Annotated in this window: 21 protein-coding genes; 7 read left to right on the forward strand and 14 right to left on the reverse strand. The window is 61.3% G+C overall.

All coding sequences use genetic code 11. From position 1 onward, the window contains the following. Positions 1–217: 217 nt before the first annotated feature. Together FFM53_RS00825 and FFM53_RS00830 are read right to left on the reverse strand one after the other, a co-directional pair. Positions 218–736: a BON domain-containing protein gene (locus FFM53_RS00825; protein ID WP_138329363.1), complete on the reverse strand. Its 519-nt coding sequence runs from the start codon at positions 734–736 to the stop codon at positions 218–220. Between the two features lie 83 nt (positions 737–819). After that, the gene (locus tag FFM53_RS00830; RefSeq protein WP_138389124.1) at positions 820–1314 is read right to left on the reverse strand and encodes a peptide deformylase; all 495 of its coding nucleotides are present in this window, start codon (positions 1312–1314) and stop codon (positions 820–822) included. A gap of 242 nt (positions 1315–1556) precedes the next feature. On the opposite strand from FFM53_RS00830, the gene mgtE reads away from it, so the two are divergent. Continuing rightward, entirely contained in the window at positions 1557–2972 is a 1416-nt protein-coding gene (mgtE, locus tag FFM53_RS00835; RefSeq protein WP_138329365.1) for a magnesium transporter, read from the forward strand. Between the two features lie 64 nt (positions 2973–3036). Next, positions 3037–3429: a MerR family transcriptional regulator gene (locus FFM53_RS00840; RefSeq protein ID WP_011652104.1), complete on the forward strand. Its 393-nt coding sequence runs from the start codon at positions 3037–3039 to the stop codon at positions 3427–3429. Positions 3430–3453: 24 nt separating this feature from the next. On the opposite strand, the gene FFM53_RS00845 is transcribed toward FFM53_RS00840, so the two are convergent. The 3 genes from FFM53_RS00845 to rpiB form a co-directional block, all read right to left on the reverse strand. Then, positions 3454–4443 (reverse strand): heparan-alpha-glucosaminide N-acetyltransferase, encoded by a 990-nt coding sequence (locus FFM53_RS00845; protein ID WP_138389125.1) that lies wholly within the window; start codon positions 4441–4443, stop codon positions 3454–3456. Continuing rightward, positions 4443–5207 (reverse strand): DUF599 domain-containing protein, encoded by a 765-nt coding sequence (locus FFM53_RS00850; protein ID WP_028741294.1) that lies wholly within the window; start codon positions 5205–5207, stop codon positions 4443–4445. Before FFM53_RS00850 ends, FFM53_RS00845 begins: the two co-directional genes overlap by 1 nt. 237 nt (positions 5208–5444) lie before the next feature. Continuing rightward, the gene (gene rpiB / locus FFM53_RS00855; RefSeq protein ID WP_138389126.1) at positions 5445–5894 is read right to left on the reverse strand and encodes a ribose 5-phosphate isomerase B; all 450 of its coding nucleotides are present in this window, start codon (positions 5892–5894) and stop codon (positions 5445–5447) included. Between the two features lie 164 nt (positions 5895–6058). Between rpiB and FFM53_RS00860 the strand changes: the two genes are divergently transcribed. Further along, a complete protein-coding gene (locus tag FFM53_RS00860) occupies positions 6059–7258 on the forward strand; it encodes an acyltransferase family protein (protein WP_138389127.1) in 1200 nt (399 codons plus the stop codon). 1 nt (position 7259) lies between these two features. On the opposite strand, the gene FFM53_RS00865 is transcribed toward FFM53_RS00860, so the two are convergent. Beyond that, positions 7260–7697, reverse strand: coding sequence for a VOC family protein (locus tag FFM53_RS00865; protein ID WP_105006097.1), 438 nt, complete (start codon positions 7695–7697; stop codon positions 7260–7262). Positions 7698–8050: 353 nt separating this feature from the next. On the opposite strand from FFM53_RS00865, the gene FFM53_RS00870 reads away from it, so the two are divergent. Both FFM53_RS00870 and FFM53_RS00875 read left to right on the forward strand, forming a co-directional pair. Then, positions 8051–9454 carry an L-serine ammonia-lyase gene (locus FFM53_RS00870; protein ID WP_138389128.1) on the forward strand — a complete coding sequence of 468 codons (1404 nt, stop codon included), beginning with the start codon at positions 8051–8053 and terminating at the stop codon, positions 9452–9454. 61 nt (positions 9455–9515) lie between these two features. Further along, positions 9516–9953, forward strand: coding sequence for a DUF1489 family protein (locus FFM53_RS00875; protein WP_003559632.1), 438 nt, complete (start codon positions 9516–9518; stop codon positions 9951–9953). A gap of 90 nt (positions 9954–10043) precedes the next feature. Here the strand turns inward: FFM53_RS00875 and FFM53_RS00880 are convergent, their stop codons facing one another. The 7 genes from FFM53_RS00880 to FFM53_RS00910 all read right to left on the reverse strand — a co-directional run bounded on the left by FFM53_RS00880 (position 10044) and on the right by FFM53_RS00910 (position 16785). Beyond that, positions 10044–10319 carry a hypothetical protein gene (locus FFM53_RS00880; protein WP_003539905.1) on the reverse strand — a complete coding sequence of 92 codons (276 nt, stop codon included), beginning with the start codon at positions 10317–10319 and terminating at the stop codon, positions 10044–10046. Between the two features lie 113 nt (positions 10320–10432). Then, positions 10433–12004, reverse strand: coding sequence for a serine hydrolase (locus FFM53_RS00885; protein ID WP_138389129.1), 1572 nt, complete (start codon positions 12002–12004; stop codon positions 10433–10435). 134 nt (positions 12005–12138) lie between these two features. Beyond that, entirely contained in the window at positions 12139–12924 is a 786-nt protein-coding gene (locus tag FFM53_RS00890; protein WP_138389130.1) for a hypothetical protein, read from the reverse strand. A gap of 204 nt (positions 12925–13128) precedes the next feature. Continuing rightward, a complete protein-coding gene (locus FFM53_RS00895) occupies positions 13129–13734 on the reverse strand; it encodes a transglutaminase-like cysteine peptidase (protein ID WP_138389131.1) in 606 nt (201 codons plus the stop codon). Between the two features lie 376 nt (positions 13735–14110). Further along, positions 14111–15085 (reverse strand): prolyl aminopeptidase, encoded by a 975-nt coding sequence (pip, locus tag FFM53_RS00900; RefSeq protein WP_138389132.1) that lies wholly within the window; start codon positions 15083–15085, stop codon positions 14111–14113. A gap of 319 nt (positions 15086–15404) precedes the next feature. Beyond that, on the reverse strand, positions 15405–16016 hold the full coding sequence (locus FFM53_RS00905) for a PilZ domain-containing protein (protein WP_003539887.1): 612 nt from the start codon (positions 16014–16016) through the stop codon (positions 15405–15407). Between the two features lie 124 nt (positions 16017–16140). Next, positions 16141–16785: a PAS domain-containing protein gene (locus FFM53_RS00910; RefSeq protein WP_138329372.1), complete on the reverse strand. Its 645-nt coding sequence runs from the start codon at positions 16783–16785 to the stop codon at positions 16141–16143. Positions 16786–17048: 263 nt separating this feature from the next. On the opposite strand from FFM53_RS00910, the gene FFM53_RS00915 reads away from it, so the two are divergent. Together FFM53_RS00915 and FFM53_RS00920 are read left to right on the forward strand one after the other, a co-directional pair. Further along, a complete protein-coding gene (locus tag FFM53_RS00915; RefSeq protein ID WP_138329373.1) occupies positions 17049–17840 on the forward strand; it encodes a rhomboid family intramembrane serine protease in 792 nt (263 codons plus the stop codon). A gap of 93 nt (positions 17841–17933) precedes the next feature. Beyond that, positions 17934–18368, forward strand: a complete 435-nt coding sequence (locus FFM53_RS00920) for a CBS domain-containing protein (RefSeq protein WP_025394659.1) — start codon at positions 17934–17936, stop codon at positions 18366–18368. A gap of 68 nt (positions 18369–18436) precedes the next feature. Here FFM53_RS00920 and FFM53_RS00925 read toward each other — a convergent pair whose 3' ends face one another. Next, on the reverse strand, positions 18437–19399 hold the full coding sequence (locus FFM53_RS00925; RefSeq protein WP_062944308.1) for a patatin-like phospholipase family protein: 963 nt from the start codon (positions 19397–19399) through the stop codon (positions 18437–18439). Positions 19400–19477: the final 78 nt, after the last annotated feature.

Raw genomic sequence — 19477 nt, forward strand, 5'->3', positions numbered from 1 at the left:
GACGCAGCCGCGACCATTTGTCCGAATGAAATCACAGTGTTGTCAACGGAATTGACGTTCTCGTGACAGAAGCCGCCTAACAGAAATTGGCAATTGGTCTCGTGAATAAGACAGTTGTTGCTACAATCGTAAATTGTTAACTTTTGGTAATGTTGAGAACGATCATCAACGGAAGGCGGCAGCCCTCCCGTTGATGATTTGCGCTGTGCGTAATGCGTTAGTCCTCGTTCGGGATATGCGCGTCAACACCGGTCAGCTGCAACTTGTTGCGGACATGATGGACGCCGTCGACCGAAAGCGCGCCGAGTTCGACCTTGCGGGCGATGCCGATCGTTTCCACCGATCCTTTCAGGGTGACGACGTGACCGTCTGCGTGAACCTCGATGCTGTCGATATCAACCTCGGGAATGTTTTCGAGATTGTCGTTCACCCGCGCTTCGAGGTCGTCGCTTTCACCGCGGTCGATTGTATCTGCGCGCAGCGAATCTTTCAGGCGGTTCTCGTTGCCGTCTTCATCCGTGCCATCTATCCGGAAGCCCTTGTTGGGATCGCTGTCGAAATTGGCCGTGGTCTCGCCGTAAGGACGATTATCCGGACCGCCGGTGTCTGCGCCGCTGCCATCGGCATAGGGCCAGCCTTCGTCGAGATTGCGCTCTTCGAGGTCGCGATAATCTTCCTCCCGGGAAAGCTCAGGCTTCTCCCGGGAAAACTGGGTCTTGTCACCGATCCTTGCCATTGCACTCGCTCCTTGTTTCTTTGCTGGAAACGCCGGCAGCGGCGAATGGTTCGGTGCAGACGGCGATTTGTCAGCCGTGATTGTCAGCCCTGTGCCTTCTCCCATTTCTTCACCAGACGGTCGCGCTTCAGCCGTGAGAGGCGCTGCAGCCAGAAAATGCCGTCGAGCTGGTCGACTTCGTGCTGGATGCAGATGGCGAGGAAATCTTCGGCACCGTCCTCGTGCACGGTGCCCTCGGCATCCTGATAGCGGAAGCGGATCGCCCGCGGGCGGGTGATCTCGTCTGTCGCGCCGGGCATCGAGACGCTACCTTCGGTATGGTTCATCATCTCCTTCGAAAACAAGGTGATATGAGGATTGACGTAAAGGCGCACGCCGTCGGCCTTGTCGAGCTCCAGCACCGTGACACGGCTGAAGACGCCGATATGGGCGGCGGTGATGCCGACGCCGGGGGCTGCGCGCATCGTCGCCAGCAGGTCCTCAGCAAGCGCTGTGAGCGAGGAATCGAAGACCGTCACCGGCGCGCAGACAGTCTTCAGGCCCGGATGCGGATAACGCAGAATCGGACGGATGGGCATGGGGCAGGCTTCCTCTGCTTGGACGGGTGAGGAAACTATCGCCGGCCGCGTGCATTGTCATCACGAAGCACGGTTTGCCGCTTTACGACACGGATGCTTTGGGCTAGCAGGGGCCAAGAATTCCGGCTGCGGGAGCCTCGCGCGGGATTCGCTTATCCGCTTGTTGACAATGTGTTTTCGGCCGACATTTGCGAATGCGGCGCGGCAGTCGTTGAAATTCGAACCAGATGCGAGGGCGGCAGATGACGACGACCGATGGGGAAGACCGCATTCGCAGGCGTCCCGATGACGAGGAAGCCGATATCTACGACGAGGACGGCAATGTCCGCGGCGATTTCCTGGCGCTCGTCGGTGCTGCGATCGCCGACCGCGACACGCTGTTCCTGCGCCAGAACGTTGCCCGCCTGCATGAATCGGAAATAGGCGACCTGCTGGAATCGATCCAGCCGGATCAGCGCCTGGCGCTGGTGCGCCTGCTCGGCGACGATTTCGATATGACGGCGCTGACCGAGGTCGACGAGGCGATCCGCCGCGAAATCGTCGACCAGATGCCGAACGCGCAGATCGCCGCCGCGATCGGTGAGCTCGATTCGGACGATGCCGTCTACATTCTCGAAGACCTCGACAAGGAAGACCGGGAAGAGATCCTCGCCCAGCTGCCGTTTACCGAGCGGGTGCGGCTGCGCCGGGCGCTCGACTATCCCGAAAGCTCGGCCGGGCGCCGCATGCAGACGGAATTCGTCGCCGTGCCGCCGTTCTGGACGGTCGGTCAGACGATCGACTACATGCGCGACGAGGAGGATCTGCCCTATTCCTTCTCGCAGATCTTCGTCATCGATCCGACCTTCAAGCTGCTCGGCGCCGTCGATCTGGACCAGATCCTGCGCACCAAGCGGCAGACGAAGATCGAGCAGATCATGCGTGAGACCAACCATCCGGTTCCGGCCGAGATGGACCAGGAGGAGGCGGCCCAGCTCTTCGAGCAGTACGACCTTCTCTCGGCCGCCGTCGTCGACGAAAACGGCCGGCTGGTCGGCGTGCTGACCATCGATGACGTCGTCGACGTCATCCACGAGGAGGCGGACGAGGACATCAAGCGCCTCGGCGGCGTCGGCGACGAAGAGCTGTCCGACAATGTGCTCTCGACGGTGCGTTCGCGCTTCCTGTGGCTTTTGATCAACCTCGGCACGGCGATGCTGTCGGCCAGCGTCATCGGGCTGTTCGACGGCTCGATCGAGAAGATGATCGCGCTTGCCGTGCTGATGCCGATCGTCGCCTCGATGGGCGGCAATGCCGGCACGCAGACGATGACGGTGACGGTGCGCGCGCTCGCCACCCGCGACCTCGACATCTACAATGCCGGCCGCATCATCCGCAGGGAGGCGGGCGTCGGCATCCTCAACGGCGTCGTCTTCGCGACGATCATGGGCGCGATCGCCGGGACCTGGTTCCACGACTACCAGCTCGGTGGGGTGATTGCGGCGGCGATGATGATTAATCTGATAGCGGCGGCCCTTGCCGGCATCCTGCTGCCGCTGCTGCTCGACAAGATGGGGGCCGACCCGGCGATCGCCTCTTCCGTCTTCGTCACGACGGTGACGGACTGTACCGGCTTCTTCGCCTTTCTTGGTATCGCCACATGGTGGTTCGGCATCTGAACCGCCCAAAAATTGACTATTACGTAAAAGTCAATATTATCGTCTGTCCGACGACGGGGAACACATGCCGGTGAACAAATATTATAGCATAACGGAACTGACGCGCGAATTCGGGGTCTCGACGCGCACGCTCCGCTTCTACGAGGACGAGGGACTGATCCATCCGGAGCGGCGCGGGCGCACGCGTCTGTTCCGGCAAGCCGACCGGCGGCTGATCGGCGAAATCCTGCGCGGCCGGCGCATCGGCTTCACCATCGCGGAGATCCGCGAGATCATCCAGGTTTACAAAGAACCGCCGGGCGAACTCGGCCAGTTGAAGCTCCTGATGAAGCGCGTCGACGAGAAGCGCGACGACCTGCGCCAGAAGCGCAAGGATATCGACGACACGCTGGCGGAACTCGACGCTATCGAAGAGACCTGCCTCGGCCGCCTCGCTGAAATCGGCGTCACCACCTGATCACGCGCCGTATTGTCGGTGAACTCATTCAGCCTCGGCGCTGCATTCGGCAGCGATCGTCTGGACCCGCTCGTCGTTCTGTATATCGATCGCGCCCTCCTGCAGCGGCGTGAACAGGGCTTGCGCCTGCAATTTCCCCAGCGTGCATTGGCAGAAGCTGTGGCAGAGCGCTTCGCCTTGCTGCATGACGCAAGAGGCGTTGCATTGCCTTAGGTAAGTTGCGACCGGATCCGGCGCCTGCGGCGGGACGACGAGCGAAATCCCATAGGCGATGGCGATCAATATCGGCTGATGGATCAGATAGAAGGCAAGGCTGTGGCGGCCGAGCCTTGCCGGCCACCAGGAGCCGGTGCCGACGGCGGTAAGCCGGTGCAGCAGCCTGGTTCTGAGGGCGATCGAGGCAATACTCAATCCGGCGAAGAAGGGCGTTGCCCAGGGAAACAGCGGCACATAGTCGTTGGACCGTTCCGGCGCCACGGCAAGGCCGATCCAGGCGAGATAGCGCGGATCGAAGAAGGATGAGCGAAGCAGGCCGGGTGGCCCGAAATTATCGGTGATCCAGGCGGCAAAGAGCGCGAGCGTGGCGATGAGCGTGAAGGCGAGCGGCAGTCTCAAGAAAACGACGCCGATGAGCGTGAGCACCGCGATACAATGCAGGATGCCGAAATAGATCCATTCGTTCGGCATCGCGATGCGCGTGGCGATCGAGATCACCGCGGCTGCCGCGGCGATCATGCCGAAGCGCTTCCAGAAGGAGGGCCAGCGAATCTCGGGCTTGCTCGACAGCACCAGGCTGATGCCGACGATGAAGAGAAAGGTCGTGGCGATCGCTCGGGCATAGATCTTCAGCCAGCCGGTCTCGGCCGTGCCTGGCGCGAGATAGCCCATGAACTCCATGTCCCAGCTGAAATGGTAGCTCGCCATGGAGATCAGCGCGACGCCGCGCGCCGTATCCAATAGACCGATGCGCGGCGGTTTTGCCGCCGCATCGGCTTCCCTTGCCGGCAATGTCATCAAAGTCCCTCGGACAAATCATTTCCGTCGCTCGACGGCCTATCGCGGCGAATAGCAGAAAGGTGGAGATTTGATGGCGGGCCGGTATCCATGATCGCCAGTCGCGCCTGCGAGAAAAATTGCCGGCGTGTCAGCACGAAGATGACGATCGCCGTCGTCAGCATGAAGACATAGGGGTTGATGAACCAGCCGAGATAGCCGATCGACAGGAAGATCGCCCTGAGGCCCTCGTTGAAATTGCTGCCGGCAATGACGTTCATGCGGATGACGCGTTCGGCGGCCCGCTCGGCGGCGATGACGTCGCGCTCGGTGTCGCGCATCATCGGGATCGAGCCGAAGAGGATGGTGCAGTAGTTGAACAGCCGGTAGGACCAGCCGAATTTGAAGAAGGCATAGCCGAAAAGCGCTGCCAGGCCGCCGACCTTCATCTCGAAGACGGCATGGCCGCCATGGAAGACGAAGGGCAGGTCGGCGAAGACGGCGTCGACCTTCTCCGTCGCGCCGAGCAAAGCAAAGCAGCTGCCGATCGCGAAGATCGAGGTCGAAGCAAAGAAGGCGGTGCCGTTCTGCAGGCCGGCCATGATCTGCGTGTCGATCATCTTCAGGTCGCGGCGCAGCGAATTGTAGATCCATTCCCGGCGCCGTTCGGTCATCGCATGGGTCAGGCTGGTGCGCCCGAAGAAGGTACGGCCATGCAGCAGCCAGGAATAGCCCATCCAGACAAAGGCAAAGAAAGCCAGAGCGATATAATCCGCCGTCGTCATCAGTGATTCAGTCTCCGCATGAACGCGGCCACTATGCCGCAAGTCGGATTATGCCGCATGGCCGAGTTCGGCGGCTTTACGCGGGCTTTCGGCCATGCGGCAGTTCGGCATAATCGAGCCGTCGGGAAACGACAAGGCTTGGTGGATAGCCGACCGGCATCTTCTGGAACGAACGACAGCAATGCGGTCATCCGTCAGCTTGCGGATTCGGGGCGGCGACCCAAAGAAAGGAAGGCGCTACCCCTCCAGCGCCTCAATCATCCCCACCCGCGTCGCATGCCGGCCGCCCTCGAAACGAGCGGTCAGGAACGCATCCACGATATCGAGTGCCAGCCCTTCGCCGACTACGCGCACGCCAATCGAAAGCATGTTGGAATCGTTGTGCTGGCGGATCATGCGGGCCGAGAAAGTGTCGACGCACACGCCGCAACGGATGCCCTTTACCTTGTTCGCCGCCATCATGATGCCCTGGCCGGTGCCGCATAGAATGATGCCAAACCGGCAATCGCCGGAGGCGACGAGCCGCGCCGCCGCTTCACCGTGCTGAGGATAGTGTGTGCTCTCCGGCGTTGTCGGTCCGATATCGACCGCTATCCAGCCTTGCGCCGCGATATGACCGGCAATGGCCTGCCGGAGCTGAATGGCGGCGTGGTCGCTGGAGAGGGCGATGCGGTTGGTGGCTGGCATGGAGAAGTGGTCCCGTTTTCCAAAGCAATTTTTCGTTCTGACGATGCACGCTGGCGCGAGGCCAGTCTAGAGGCGCACCAGCAGGGCGCCGCGTTAACCGCTTTTAAAGTCGTGATGGCCAATTCTTCAGGACTGAACCTGAACTCCGAATTCAAAAGTGACCCATGAGTCGGCCGGATTACATCCCGAGTCTTGATGGCCTGCGCGGTGTCGCTGCGCTTCTGGTCGTTGGAGCCCATGTTGGCCTTATTTTTCCGATCACAGCTCCGCATCTCGTGACGATGGGCGACGAAGCTGTCGGTTTGTTTTTTGCTCTCAGCGGCTTCCTGATGGCTCATCTCTACGGATCACGGCCGGTCACGAGAGAAAATGTGCTGGATTTTCTTGTGAGCCGCTTTGCCCGCATCTATCCGGTTTACCTGGTGGCCGTCGTTCTCGTAGCGATGCTGTCGAGCATGCAGAATCTGGATTTTGTTCAGCCGATCGCTGGCGGCACGGATTTTGTGCGCCATGTCTTTCTTCTCGGCTCGAGTGGTGTTTTCTGGTCGATACCACCCGAGATCCAATTCTATCTGCTCTTTCCCGTCCTGTGGCTCTGCCTGGCCCAGCCGCGCCGCTATAGCGGCATGATTGTCGGCCTCACGGTGGCCGTCGTCGTGGATGGCCTGGTTGAATTGCCAGGCCCGGGAATAGTGCTCGTCTCCAAGCTTCCTTACTTTCTTTTCGGCGCACTTGCCGGGATCATGCATTCCTACTGGAACAGCTGGATTCCATCTGCCCTCACAGGCATTTCAACGCTTTTCCTTCTGGCGGTGTTTTTCACTTACCGGCATATCTTGCCCGGCTTTTCCCCGGAATTTTGGAGCCTGCAAAGTGCCGTGGCCGCAGCCGTCATTGTCGGGCTCGTCGCTCGACAGCCTCCCATCACAACCCGTGTCCTGGCAGCTGCACCAGTACGGTTTTTCGGAAAGATCAGTTTTTCACTTTACCTTTTCCATGTCCCCACCATGTTCCTGGCGCGTTTGACCTTTGATGCCTTGATGCCCGAACCGGCGCTCATCGTGGTGACGCTTTGCGTTGCGGTCGTCGGGGCATGGTTCATCCATGAGACGATAGAGGTTCCAGGCCGGCGGTTGCTGGTCCTGATATGGCAGGATAATCGCTGGCGTCTGGTTTCGCGCGAAACTCCGGCCGACCAAATGGACCGCGCAATTCTCGACCTGCAGGAGATCGAAAAGCGCCTGCTGCGCGGGGCAACGTCAACCATGGACGATCAACGACAAATCTCGACGACGCCCGAACCCCGGGATGGCGCCGACGGCACGGTCATTCAAGATGAACGCGACGAGAAGCGTCGCGCATAGCTCAGCTAAGCTCTTGGGCGAGTCCGATGAGAAGCCCTCCAGGCCCGCGGATGTAGCAGAGCCGATAGGTGTCTTGATAGTCCACGACTTCGCCGACGAGCTGCGCGCCGCGCTTGCTGAGCCTCTCAAGCGTCTCGTCGATGTCATCAAGGGCGAACATGACGCGGAGGTAGCCTAGAGCGTTCACCGGGGCATTGCGGTGATCCGCAACGGCAGGCGGCCTGAGGAAGCGGGAGAGCTCGAGCCGGCTGTGGCCATCAGGCGTGCGCATCATGGCAATCTCGACGTGCTGATCGCCCAGTCCAGTGACACGTCCAGCCCATTCTCCTTCGATCATGGCCCGCCCTTCGAGCTCGAGGCCGAGGTCGCGAAAGAAATCAATCGTCTCTTCGAGGTCATCGACGACGATTCCCACGTTGTCCATCCGTTTGAGCGCCATGTGTCCAATCTCCCAATCTGCAAGGTGTCGTCTAGCATCGACGTCAGCAGGACATTGGGAGTCGGGGCAGACTGTCAAGATAAGGCTACCAGTTCTTCCGCCGCATAGGTTTCATTGAATGCAGCAATGAGTGGCAAGGCGGACCACTTGGTTTAGGGCATGACCCCGAAAATCGGATTCGATTTTCGGGAAGGATTATGCGCACACTCAAAGTGCCTGCGCGTCCTAGTGGACACGCGGCGCTCCAGTGTGCAGCCGGAATGTCGCACCGGCTCCATGCGATGTCGGTGTGCTGCACGGATTCGAAACCGACCTCGCTTAAGCTTGCATCCTCGTATTCAGAAGGCGCACCCATGTTTCTCTCGGTATTCGATGTCTTCAAGATTGGTGTCGGGCCGTCGAGCTCACACACGATGGGTCCGATGTCGGCGGCCAACCGGTTTCTCGAGCTGATCCTCTCGAACGAATGGCCGCGGCCGTCATCTGGCGCGCAGGTCACAGCCATCAAGGTCAGCCTGCACGGCTCACTCGCCCATACCGGTATCGGCCACGGCACGGGCAGGGCTGTCATTCTCGGGCTGATGGGCGAGGCGCCCGACAGCGTCGATCCCGACAAGATGGACGGCATCGTCGACACGGTGGAGCGCACCGGCCGCATCACGCCGGAGGGCCATCCCGCCTATCAATTCCAGCCGAAAATCGACCTGATCTTCGACAAGAAACAGCCGCTGCCCGGCCATGCCAACGGCATGGTCTTTTCCGCCTATGACAGGGACGGCCGGCTGCTCGTCAAGCGCATCTATTATTCGGTCGGCGGCGGCTTCGTCGTCACCGACACCGAGCTGGAGCAGATGCGGGCGAAGAAGAACGCGCCCGGCGGCACGCGTGTGCCCTATCCCTTCTCCACCGCCAAGCAGATGCTCGAGATGGCGGAGCGCTCGGGGTTGTCGATCGCCCAGATGAAACGGGCGAACGAGGAGAGCCAGCGCAGCCAAGAGGCACTCGACCAGGGGCTTGACCGCATCTGGGAGGCGATGCGCTCCTGCATCGAGCGCGGCCTCAAGGTCGAGGGCATCATGCCGGGAGGCCTCAACGTCAAGCGGCGCGCGCGCAGGATTCACGACAAGCTGGAAGAGGAATGGCGCAGCAACCGCATCAACCCGCTGCTCGCCAACGACTGGCTGAGCGTCTATGCGATGGCCGTCAACGAAGAGAATGCGGCCGGCGGGCGCGTCGTCACGGCGCCGACCAACGGGGCGGCCGGCGTCATTCCGGCGACGATCCGCTATTACGAGCATTTCCACGAGGACTGGGACCAGAACGGCATCCGCGACTATCTGCTGACGGCCGCCGCCATCGGCGGCATCATCAAGCACAATGCCTCGATCTCGGGCGCCGAGGTCGGCTGTCAGGGCGAAGTGGGGTCGGCGGCGGCGATGGCTGCCGCGGGCCTTGCCGCGGTCATGGGCGGGACGCCGGAGCAGATCGAGAACGCCGCCGAAATCGCACTCGAACATCATCTCGGCATGACCTGCGATCCGATCGCGGGCCTCGTGCAGGTTCCCTGCATCGAGCGCAATGCGCTCGGCGCCGTCAAGGCCGTCACGGCGGCCTCGCTCGCCATCAAGGGCGACGGCCAGCATTTCGTGCCGCTCGATGCCTGTATCGAGACCATGCGCCAGACCGGGCATGATATGAGCGAGAAATACAAGGAAACCTCGACCGGGGGACTCGCCGTCAACGTCGTCGAATGCTGAGTTTGTGGATGCCGGATGCTTGGTGCTTGACGCTCGCTGCCAAAAGGATTTCAACGGCAGCATGGCATTGCATCTCATCAAACTCTGTGTCGGCGCCGACTCGATAGACGACCTGCGCGAATGGGTGGCGGAACGCTCGTTGCGCGCCATCGCCGCCGGGCTCGAGCCGCATTCGGTGCATACGACGCGCATGGCGCCGAAGCGTATGGAGGAACTGCTTGACGGCGGCTCGCTCTACTGGGTGATCAAGGGGCAGGTGCAGGCCCGGCAGAAGCTGCTCGACATCGAGACCTTCACCGACGGCGAGGGGATTTCGCGCTGCCGCCTGATGCTCGGCCCGGAGGTCATAGAGACGGCCGTACAGCCGAAACGTCCCTTCCAGGGCTGGCGTTATTACACTGAGGACGACGTGCCGCGCGACCTGACAAGCCTCGGCGCCGGCATTGCCGAAATGCCCGCGGATCTCCGCCGCGAGCTTACGGACCTTGGTCTGCTCTAATCCCCGAAAATCGGAGCCGATTTCCGGAAAGGTTCATGCGTGGATTGAACGTCCTCCGCGCGGCCTTTCGGGCGCGCGGTCCTGTGCAGTTCAGCGCAGGCGCAACTGCACCGGCGCGCTGCCGTCCGGCGAGGTCACATGCAGATGGATGCGGGCTTCAGGCTGGGAATAGCGCCAGGCGCGTGCACCATGGCACAGCAGCAGATTGATGAGATCCCGGGTCTTCGGAGACTTCGCCTTCGGCCGTTGCAGGCCGATCTCGGCGAGGCGCAAAGCCGCCTCGTGCAGCGGATGCAGAGATGAGCGCCCCTTGGCCGCCATGCGACGGTCTGAAGGCATTCCCGGAACATTCTCATTGATCGCCATTGTTTTCCCCGTACGCAATACTGATCGAGTTCAAGAACGGTGGCCGGAAACGCAAACACCGATTCCGGCCGTCACCGATGCCGCCGGCCATCTTGCAGGCAGCATCGAATAGCTCATTGGGCAGCCGCCCAGCACTTGATGCCGGCCTTCTTCAAGGCCTTGCAGGCGTTGACGGCATCGCGCTGATCGTCGAAGCCGCCGAAGCGGGCGCGGTAAAGCTGGTCACCACCAGCGGCGTAGGCGACCGCGAAAGGTTTTGCCGAGGCCAATGCCTTGCCGCCCTTGCTCTTGGCGCCCTCCAGGAGGTCCATGGCCATCTGCCGGCTCGGCGAGACGCCGACTTGCACCACCCAGCCGGTCGGACCGTTGCTGGTTGAAGCAGCACGAGTCGGGGAGGGAGTGGTCGACGCAGTGGTGAGGTTATCGACCGACGTCTCGCCCTGTTCCGTCGGCATAGATGCGGGCGTCGGCTTTGGTGCGGCGACCGCTGCCTGCTGCTTGAAGGTCATGGTCTTGACCTTGGTCGGCGCCGGCATCGGCTGGGCTACCAGCGGATTGTCGGAATTCGGCGCAGCGGTCTCGGCATAGGCGACCTCGGTCTCGGCGACCTGATAGCGCGCATCCGGCAGCGGGCCTTTGTGCGGCAGGCTGAGATCGGCAGCGGCTGCCGAAACCGGCGGCTGGGCTGCGGTGATGGTCTTCGCCATTTGCTGAGCCTTCTTGGGCTGGACCGGAGCTGGCGTCACGATCATCGCCGGGGCAGGGGCTGCCTGGGCGATCAGCGCCGACGATCCGCCACGGCTCGATGCCTTCGGCAGATAGGTGGCGATCAGATTGCGCATCTGGGCATCGCGGGCAGGCGTCGAGGCGCCACCCATCACGACGCCGACGATCGTTTTGCCATCGACCTGCACCGAGCTTACCAGATTGAAACCGGCAGCCCGCGTGTAACCGGTCTTGATGCCGTCGACGCCGCGCACTGAACCGACCAGGCGGTTGTGGCTGCGGATCGTCCGGCTGCCGAACTTGAAGGCACGGGTAGAGAAATAGCCGTAATATTGCGGGAAATGCTGGCGAAGGGCGATGCCGAGGCGGGCCTGGTCGCGCGCTGTCGTCATCTGCGCCGTATTCGGCAGGCCGTTGGCATTGCGATAGGTGGTGCGCGTCATGCCGAGCGCATGCGCCTTGGCGGTCATCAATTGGGCGAAGCGATCCTCGCTGCCGCCGCCCAGCATCTCGCCGAGCGCCGTTGCCGCATCATTGGCCGACAGGGTGACGAGACCGAGAATGCCCTGCTCGACGGTGATCGTACCGCCGGCGCGGACGCCGAGCTTGGTCGGCGCCTGGGCTGACGCATGGGCGGAGAAGGGAACCGGCGTATCGAGACGGATGCGACCCTGCTCCAATGCCTCGAAGGTCATGTAGAGGGTCATCATCTTGGTCAGGGAGGCGGGGTATTGCAGCCGGTCGGCGTTCTCACTGTAGAGAACGTTGCCGGTCTTGGCGTCGACGACGATGCCTGCATATTTCGGATTTGCTGCTTCCGCGTCGGCATTCACCGAATCGACCACAACGATCGTGATGGCCACCGAAAGGACCGCCAGCAGCCTTGCGAAAAAACTGCCGGATCGGGACGATGATACGGAGGAGACTGACCTTGACACTATTCCACTCTTCGCTTGCATTTCAGATATTTGGCACTTCAGTTTTTGGCAGGAACCGCACACCTCCCGCCGCACAGCTCGTCTTCTAAAATTACCGGTTGGGCGTTACCAATCCGTTTATGATGAATCCTTTATTTCGCTGTCCGGAGAGCATTTTAGGGACTTGTCGCAGAACGGTTCACAAGACGCGCGTCTACAAAGGTGCGGATAGCGGCATCAATATGTTCCCAGTCGTCGAGATGGCTGCTTGAGAAGCGGTAGAGAACGCTGAGATCTCGACCGACTTTGATATCGCGCTGACAATCTCCGCCCGCTGCCTTATCCGGGGCTGACGGCAATATGCAGCGCACGACGTAATCCGGCCCGCCCTTGACGGGCGCCGTCAGCAGCACCTCGTCGCCGTAACCCGCATCGGCGCGAAGACGGTGCAGCGTCAGCCCGTCGCGGAAGGGCTCCGCAGGTCCTTCGAGCAGATGCGAATAGATCGGCTCCAGCCGCCCGGACATGTCGCGCGACATGGTGCTCTGGGTGATCTGCAGGAAGATCAGTCCGGAGGATTGAGCGATATCGTCGAATCGAAGGTGATTTTCCTTGCCGTAACCCTGCATTTCCGGCCAGGCGAGGTAGAGATCGACGCGCTCGGCGGCGCCTTCATGCCTTTGACTCGGGAAACGGATGACATTCTCGGGGAATTTCACGGTGTCGCGGCCGATGGCCAGCTGGATTTCCACCGTGCTGTCGGTGTTGCCGGCAAGCGAGATATGCCGGCCGAACCAACGTCCGCCGATGCTGATGGCAACAGTCAGGACCGCCATGACTGAGATCACCGCCATCGTGCGGAGGAGAAACCCCATGGAAAGAAGCGGCTGCTCGTCGGGTGCGCTGTGCGCGGCATGGCTCATGGCGGTTCTTCGCGTTTCGGTCCGCCGCAGGAAGAACATGAGCCGCCGGTGCCGATGATGATTCTCATCGCAATGATCTGACCGGCAGGGTTAATAATTCGCTAAGATGCTGGTGGGCTAAGCCCCGAAAGGGGGCGAGCCGTTCCCGGGACAGCGGGAACGGCTCTTGGGCACCGGTCGGGGACGGGATGCGGGGACTGACCGGGCCGCAGGCAGCAACCGGCAATGGCCGGCAGGCTGTTCTTACTTGACGCTACCGACCGCGACAGCGCGGCCATCCTGAAGCTTCGACCAGCGGGCCGGATCGTCGGCGGACTGGCGCTTCAGATAGGTGTATTCGGTGTCCGACCACAGCAGCACCTTGTTGCGCATGTTGTCGAGGATGAAGTCGCCATGATCGGTACGAACAGTCAGCACGGCATGGCCTTCGCCATTCGGCTGCAGCACGACTGTTATCAGCGTGTCGGACGGCGAGAAACCGTCGTCGATCAGCATCTTGCGCTTCAGCAGGGCGTAATCCTCGCAGTCGCCTACGGTGCGCGGATAGGCCCAGCGCTCCTCGACCCCGTAGATCTGCTCATCCGTCATCGGCTGGATCGTCGAATTGACAGTGTAGTTGACCTTGAGAATTTCCTTCCAGCGATCCTCTGTGAGAATGGCCGGTCCGGCATCGCCGCCGACTTCGACACATTCCGTCGGATTCGCCTTGCAGAATTCGTAGTGTCCGATCGGCGGGCTGGCATTGCCTGCCAGGGCCATGCTGGCGGGCATCGCCTGTCCCGAACCCGCCATTGCCATCATGATGGCACCGGCCAGAATGCCGCCTTTCAGGATGTTCGCAGTTGTCATTGCCGTCTCCCCGTAAGTTGAGGTGACAATGGCACAGACGTTTTTATCTCACGCAAAATTACGTAATAGAATTAGAGGCTTAGTTGATTCAAATGCCGGGAAAACTCGACTAAAAACAGATTCGAATGCGCATAAAATTTGACGCGGATTTGTCTTGAAATCGATTAAAATTGTAATCGACGCAACAAGGCTTTCGCCCGCGAAAACGCTGCGTTGCCGTCCTGATGTTAAGGATTTTCGTTGAGCCGGGTAAATCTCAGCAGTGTGCTGGCGATCTGCGGCAGCGCGTAGCCGACCGGCGATGCCGCCGGAATGGGCCGATTCGGCTGGTTCAAAAGCAGAATATCGCTTAGATCGCCGATCCGGGCGGGAAAATTTATTTTTGAGGAAAGTCGCGAAATCGATCGGTGGCAGCCACAATCGCCGCGCTCATATCGGGATTTGCGGTGGAATGGGCAGCATGCGGAAGGATGGTGAGCTCGCTTTGCGGCCAGGCGCGGGCCAGTTCCCAGGCGGTGACGAGCGGCGCCTCGATGTCGAGCCTTCCCTGCAGCAGGATACCGGGAATGCCGATGAGCCGAGCGGCGTTCTTCAAGAGCTGGCCGTCCTCCAGCCAGGCGCCATTGCTGAAGTAATGGGTGATGATGCGGGCGCGCGTGAGCATATAGGCCGGATCGGCCCAGCGGCGTGGCAGGCCTTGGGGATCGGCAAGCAGAATCGAGGCCGCCTCCCAATCATGCCAGTCACGCGCCGCCTTGAAGCGCGTTTCCGGATCCGGATCGTTGAGAAGACGATGATAGGCGGCGACGATGTCCTCGTCTCGTCCCTGGCTGTCTGCGGGAATCACCTGGCGGAAACGGTGCCATTCCTCCGGAAAGAGTGGCGCCATGCCGCGACAGAGCCAGTCGATTTCCGAACGCCGGGTGGTGGTCACGCCTGACAGGACGATCGCTGCGACACGCTCCGGATGGGTTTCGGCATAGGCCAGCGCCAGTGTCGAACCCCAGGAATTGCCGAAAAGGAGCCAGCTGTCGATGCCGAGATGGGCCCGCAGCCGCTCGATATCCGCAACGAGATGCCAGGTGGTATTGACGGAGAGATCGGTTTTAGGATCGGCAGCACTCGGCAGGCTGCGGCCGCAATTGCGCTGATCGAACAGAATGATTCGGTAGGCGTCGGGATCGAAATAGCTCCGCGCCGCGGTCGAGCAGCCGGAGCCCGGCCCGCCATGCAGCACCAGCGCCGGCCTGCCCGCCGGATTGCCGCAGACCTCCCAATAGATCAGATTGCCGTCGCCCGTATCGAGCTGACCATGATCATGGGGTTCGATTTCGGGATAAAGAGCTGACATGGACGCGCCTCTCGAATTAAGGCGGGCCTTATCCGTCATATCCGTGACGAATGGATGACGACGGGCGAGGGCAGGGCATTCCCGGACGCAAAATCACTGCACAATTTTGCGCAACCTTATTGCGTGCCGATCGGTGTCGCAGCTTGTTCCACTCATAATGTTGTCTAACGACTGGGTGGAACGACTTGCGACAGGATTTCGCGGCTTCTTTCCAAAGCCAGATTCGTTGCCGCTTGCAAATCTCCTGCCGTGAAGGGCGGGCGTTTTCAACGCGACCTGACCGGGTGCGCACCGGAGGGCAGCGTCATTTCAGCAGCTGTTAAAGGAATTCGCGCAGCGTCTCGCGGGACTGGATCGACAGGAATTCGATCGCCACGCCTTCGACGAAGTGGCGCACGACGCGACCACGCATATTGCCGAGGCGCACGGCCGTTCCGATCGAAGGACGCATCTCGACGTCGACGGCAGCGCCCGACAGCGAAAGGTCCATGATGCGGCAGGAATAACGCGTGCCGTCCTCGAGCGTCAGCTCGGTCTTCGTGTCGCGTGGCGTCAGACGGTCGTGGCGGCGATCCTCGGGCAGGCCGAGTTCGTGCTTGTTGGCAAGCCAGGTGAGCTGGGCCGCGAGCTTCTCGCGCTTCCGGTCGGTGGCATTGATCGACATGGTGAAACCGCGGCCATCGATCGTCTGGACATAGCCTTCGACGCGGCCGAGATGGTCAATATAGGCGACAACGCGTTCGTTGGCGCGCGGCCGGCCGAGGCAGGTGACGTACATATCGCCAGGCGACATGTCGATCACCATGCATTCGAATTCCTCGTAGTTCGCAAGCATCAGCCGGCCCTGCATGTTGATGGGCACGCGCTGAAAAACGCCCTGTTCAGGGCGCGGCGCAGGTCGTTGCGTCTGAGCTGGCTGGAACGAGTGCATCAAAGGGCTTCTTCATGAAAATCGCAGAGACCGATCTTTACCCACAATCCATTAACAGAAGGTTGTTTTGCCCGATCCCCATATAGCGGAAAACGAGTATGCCGGATGTGCCGAAATGGGATTGTCAGCGCGCCTCCGCGCTCAGCAGCTGCGACACCATGCGGCGCATGACCTGGCCGAAATGGATGCTTTTGCCAGCGACGATCCTGTTGATGGGGCGCGGTTCGGTCGGTGCTGCCTTGTCGAATTTTTCGGGCAGCAGGCGGCTGCGGTCGAGCGCCAGGAATTCGAGCGGCACGATCTCCAGCCAGCTCGCGGCCGCTGCCGGCGCGATCGCGCCGAGCAGCCGGTCGCAGGCGCCGTCCGGCGAACGCAGCGGCATCATGATAATCTCGAAGGAGGCCTGATGACCGACAGTGCTGTAGCCGGTGGCGTTGAACAGGGCCGGCATGGCATGGTCCATGACGCCCATCGCCGTGCGTTCGATGTCCGCGAGCTGACCATTTGCCCAGAGAGACGAAAAACGTTCGCCGCGCAGGTCACGCCCAAAGAGATCACAGATGCGGGTGCCGGCGAGCCGGAAACCGATGTCTCCGCCCTCGCGCTTCTCAAGAATGAACAGACTTTGGAGCAGGTGGGGGACGGCGGAGGGTTCGACCTGTGATTTCAGCGGCGCATCGGCAGCGCCGCGGATACGGTTCCAGTAGTCAAAAATTTCGATGGTCGTTTGCACACGCATTTCACACCAACCTGTCCCATTCCGGAGCATTTTCGGGCAGTCATTGCCCTTACAGGCTCTACCTTGCGGATTTCATGCCAGATCGCGGCGGTTAAGGTTAAGAGATGGTTTCGGTTGAGATGCAGTGCCCGTCGTGACACTGTCCTGCCATCGCTTCGACTTTCGAAGTTCAGCACAACCTGCCCGGGCCGAGGTCTTTCCTGGAGCTCCCGGTACGCCGTCCGGCCCTTCGGACGGCTTTTTTTTTGACAGTCGCTCCTGTATGGCTGTGGCCTCAACGAGGCAAAACACAGATGAATGAGCAGACGGCCGAGCCGCATAAGGCGCCCGAACCTCCCGAGGTCCAGCCGCCGGCACGGCCACCGCGCGAACCGGTCTTCAACCTTCCGCCGGCGCTGTTCTTCAGCCTTTGCCTGCTTGGTGTCATCTATGCGGTGCAGGAACTCCTGCTCTCCGACGATGCGATGAACTGGCTGTTCTTCACCTTCGGCTTCGTTCCCGCCCGCTATGTAATTCCGCTGTCGCAGCAGGGGCCGGAACTGTTCTGGACGCCCGTCACCTATTCGCTGCTGCACGGCAGCGTCCAGCATATCCTCTTCAACGCCTTCTGGCTGATGGCCTTCGGCGCGCCGGTCGTGCGCCGCATCGGGACGCTGCGTTTCGTGCTCTTCTGGGTTTTTTCCGCCGTCGCATCCGCCATTCTGCACGCGGCCCTGAACTGGGGAGACGTGTCGCTGCTGATCGGTGCGTCGGGCGTCATCTCCGGGCTGATGGGGGCCGCCTGCCGATTCGCCTTTCCGGCCGAACGGCGGCCGATGCTGCCAGCGCATCTCAATCCCCGGCTTTCCATCGTCGAGGCGCTGAAGAGCCGCACCGTCATCATCTTCATGCTGCTCTGGCTGGTCGGCAATGCGTTAATCGCTGTCGGCATCCCGCTCGTCGGCGACAGCGACCAGGCGATTGCCTGGGACGCGCATATCGGCGGCTTCGTCTTCGGCTTCCTGCTGTTTTCGCTGTTCGACCGGGCGCCGCGCCCGCCGGTGATGGAACCTGACGGAACCGAGAAGGATGTGTTGCAATCCTGAGCCGGGCAGTGCACCATCGACCTATATCCGTGCCGGGGGGAGAAACCGCCGCGGATGCCTGTGACAAGTGTTTCACGGACATAGGAGGTTCGAATGACCAGTTCAGTCAAAGCAATCCTCGACCTGAAGGGCAGGGACGTCGTCACCGCCGGGCCGAACGCCACCGTCGCCGAGGCGGCCGCCATCCTCAGCAAAAAGAAGATCGGCGCCATCGTCGTCGTCGGCATGGAGAACCGGATTTCGGGCATGTTCACCGAGCGCGATCTCGTGCATGCGATCGCCAAACACGGCAAGGAAGGCCTCGACCAACCGCTGGCTCAGGTCATGACCGCAAAGGTCTACCGCTGCCATGAGGAGACGACCGTCAACGAGTTGATGGAACTGATGACCAGCCGACGTTTCCGTCACGTGCCGGTGGAAAGCAACGGCAAGCTTGCCGGCATCATCTCGATCGGGGACGTGGTGAAATCGCGTATCGCCGAAGTGGAGCGTGAGGCCGAGGAAATCAAGGCCTATATCGCCGGCTGAGGTTTTCGCGTGCTTCGCTAGACTAGTCTCGTCGTCCCAAACCGCCACGCGCTTTTGGACGACGTGCATCAGGGGTTGCTTGCGTAGACTTCCTGCATGCGCTTGATCTCGGGGAGCCGGGCTCTGGCCTCCTCGTAGCCGCGTTCGATCGCCTCGCCGGCCCGGTGGAATTCGGAAAGGCCGATATAGCTGAGACGCGGCTGCAGCGAAATATCCGGCGGGTCGCCGGCAAGGCGGGCCCGGGCGATCCTGTCCTGGATGATGTTGAAGGCCTGCACCATGACGCCGGTCATGCCGAGGCGCGCATAGGGCGCCTCTTCCTGTTTCTGCACTTCCTGCGGCGAGAGGCTGGCATTGTGCCGGACGACGGCCGAGCGGCCGTAGAGATCGTAATTGAGATTGACGGCGACGACGAGCGGCTGTTCGTAGGCGCGGCAGACGGAGACGGGGACGGGATTGACCAGTGCGCCGTCGACCAGCGTGCGGTGATTGCTGCGCACCGGCTCGAAAATGCCGGGCAGGGCATAGGAGGCGCGCAGCGCCGTGATCAGCGAACCATTGGCGATCCAGACCTCATGACCGGTATTGACCTCGGCCGCGACCGCGACGAACGGCCGGTCGAGATCCTCGACGTTCAGGCCTTCGAGATGTTCCTGCATACGCTTGGTCAGCCGCATGCCGCCGAACAGGCCGCTGCCGCCGATGGTGAGATCGAGGAGACTTGCGATGCGGCGCATCGTCAGCGAGCGCGCGAAGCTTTCGAGTTCATCGAGCTTGCCGGCAAGATAGCAGCCGCCGACCAGCGCGCCGATCGAGGTGCCGGCAATCATGCCGATCTCGACCTTTGCCTCGTCGAGGGCGCGCAGCACGCCGATATGGGCCCAGCCGCGGGCAGCGCCGCCGCCGAGTGCCAGCGCGATCTTGATTTTCTTTTGAGGCGCAGGAGGCGGGAGCATATCGAGCGTGGTCGACATGCCGGAATCGGAACCCTCGCCTTCAGAGCTTTGACGATGCAGACTCCAGCTCAGCATGGCGCTCTCCCCTCCCAGCAGAACACTTGATTCTCGATAGTGTGCCCGATCAGTTTCCAAATGGTATAGAGATGCGGT

Origin of the sequence: Rhizobium indicum, from assembly GCF_005862305.2 — a bacterium.
GTDB classification, from domain to species: domain Bacteria; phylum Pseudomonadota; class Alphaproteobacteria; order Rhizobiales; family Rhizobiaceae; genus Rhizobium; species Rhizobium indicum.

Excerpts from the sequence above, each read along its gene's own strand:
- FFM53_RS00880 (WP_003539905.1), bottom strand. The coding sequence starts at position 10,319 with ATGGCGATCAATGAGAATGTTCCGGGAATGCCTTCAGACCGTCGCATG.
- FFM53_RS00830 (WP_138389124.1), bottom strand. The coding sequence starts at position 1,314 with ATGCCCATCCGTCCGATTCTGCGTTATCCGCATCCGGGCCTGAAGACT.
- FFM53_RS00845 (WP_138389125.1), bottom strand. The coding sequence starts at position 4,443 with ATGACATTGCCGGCAAGGGAAGCCGATGCGGCGGCAAAACCGCCGCGC.
- FFM53_RS00865 (WP_105006097.1), bottom strand. The coding sequence starts at position 7,697 with ATGGCGCTCAAACGGATGGACAACGTGGGAATCGTCGTCGATGACCTC.
- FFM53_RS00840 (WP_011652104.1), top strand. The coding sequence starts at position 3,037 with ATGCCGGTGAACAAATATTATAGCATAACGGAACTGACGCGCGAATTC.
- FFM53_RS00920 (WP_025394659.1), top strand. The coding sequence starts at position 17,934 with ATGACCAGTTCAGTCAAAGCAATCCTCGACCTGAAGGGCAGGGACGTC.
- FFM53_RS00915 (WP_138329373.1), top strand. The coding sequence starts at position 17,049 with ATGAATGAGCAGACGGCCGAGCCGCATAAGGCGCCCGAACCTCCCGAG.
- FFM53_RS00890 (WP_138389130.1), bottom strand. The coding sequence starts at position 12,924 with ATGTTCTTCCTGCGGCGGACCGAAACGCGAAGAACCGCCATGAGCCAT.
- FFM53_RS00870 (WP_138389128.1), top strand. The coding sequence starts at position 8,051 with ATGTTTCTCTCGGTATTCGATGTCTTCAAGATTGGTGTCGGGCCGTCG.
- FFM53_RS00895 (WP_138389131.1), bottom strand. The coding sequence starts at position 13,734 with ATGACAACTGCGAACATCCTGAAAGGCGGCATTCTGGCCGGTGCCATC.
- FFM53_RS00910 (WP_138329372.1), bottom strand. The coding sequence starts at position 16,785 with ATGCTCCGGAATGGGACAGGTTGGTGTGAAATGCGTGTGCAAACGACC.
- mgtE (WP_138329365.1), top strand. The coding sequence starts at position 1,557 with ATGACGACGACCGATGGGGAAGACCGCATTCGCAGGCGTCCCGATGAC.
- rpiB (WP_138389126.1), bottom strand. The coding sequence starts at position 5,894 with ATGCCAGCCACCAACCGCATCGCCCTCTCCAGCGACCACGCCGCCATT.
- FFM53_RS00860 (WP_138389127.1), top strand. The coding sequence starts at position 6,059 with ATGAGTCGGCCGGATTACATCCCGAGTCTTGATGGCCTGCGCGGTGTC.
- FFM53_RS00925 (WP_062944308.1), bottom strand. The coding sequence starts at position 19,399 with ATGCTGAGCTGGAGTCTGCATCGTCAAAGCTCTGAAGGCGAGGGTTCC.
- FFM53_RS00875 (WP_003559632.1), top strand. The coding sequence starts at position 9,516 with ATGGCATTGCATCTCATCAAACTCTGTGTCGGCGCCGACTCGATAGAC.
- FFM53_RS00885 (WP_138389129.1), bottom strand. The coding sequence starts at position 12,004 with ATGCAAGCGAAGAGTGGAATAGTGTCAAGGTCAGTCTCCTCCGTATCA.
- FFM53_RS00825 (WP_138329363.1), bottom strand. The coding sequence starts at position 736 with ATGGCAAGGATCGGTGACAAGACCCAGTTTTCCCGGGAGAAGCCTGAG.
- FFM53_RS00850 (WP_028741294.1), bottom strand. The coding sequence starts at position 5,207 with ATGACGACGGCGGATTATATCGCTCTGGCTTTCTTTGCCTTTGTCTGG.
- pip (WP_138389132.1), bottom strand. The coding sequence starts at position 15,085 with ATGTCAGCTCTTTATCCCGAAATCGAACCCCATGATCATGGTCAGCTC.
- FFM53_RS00905 (WP_003539887.1), bottom strand. The coding sequence starts at position 16,016 with ATGCACTCGTTCCAGCCAGCTCAGACGCAACGACCTGCGCCGCGCCCT.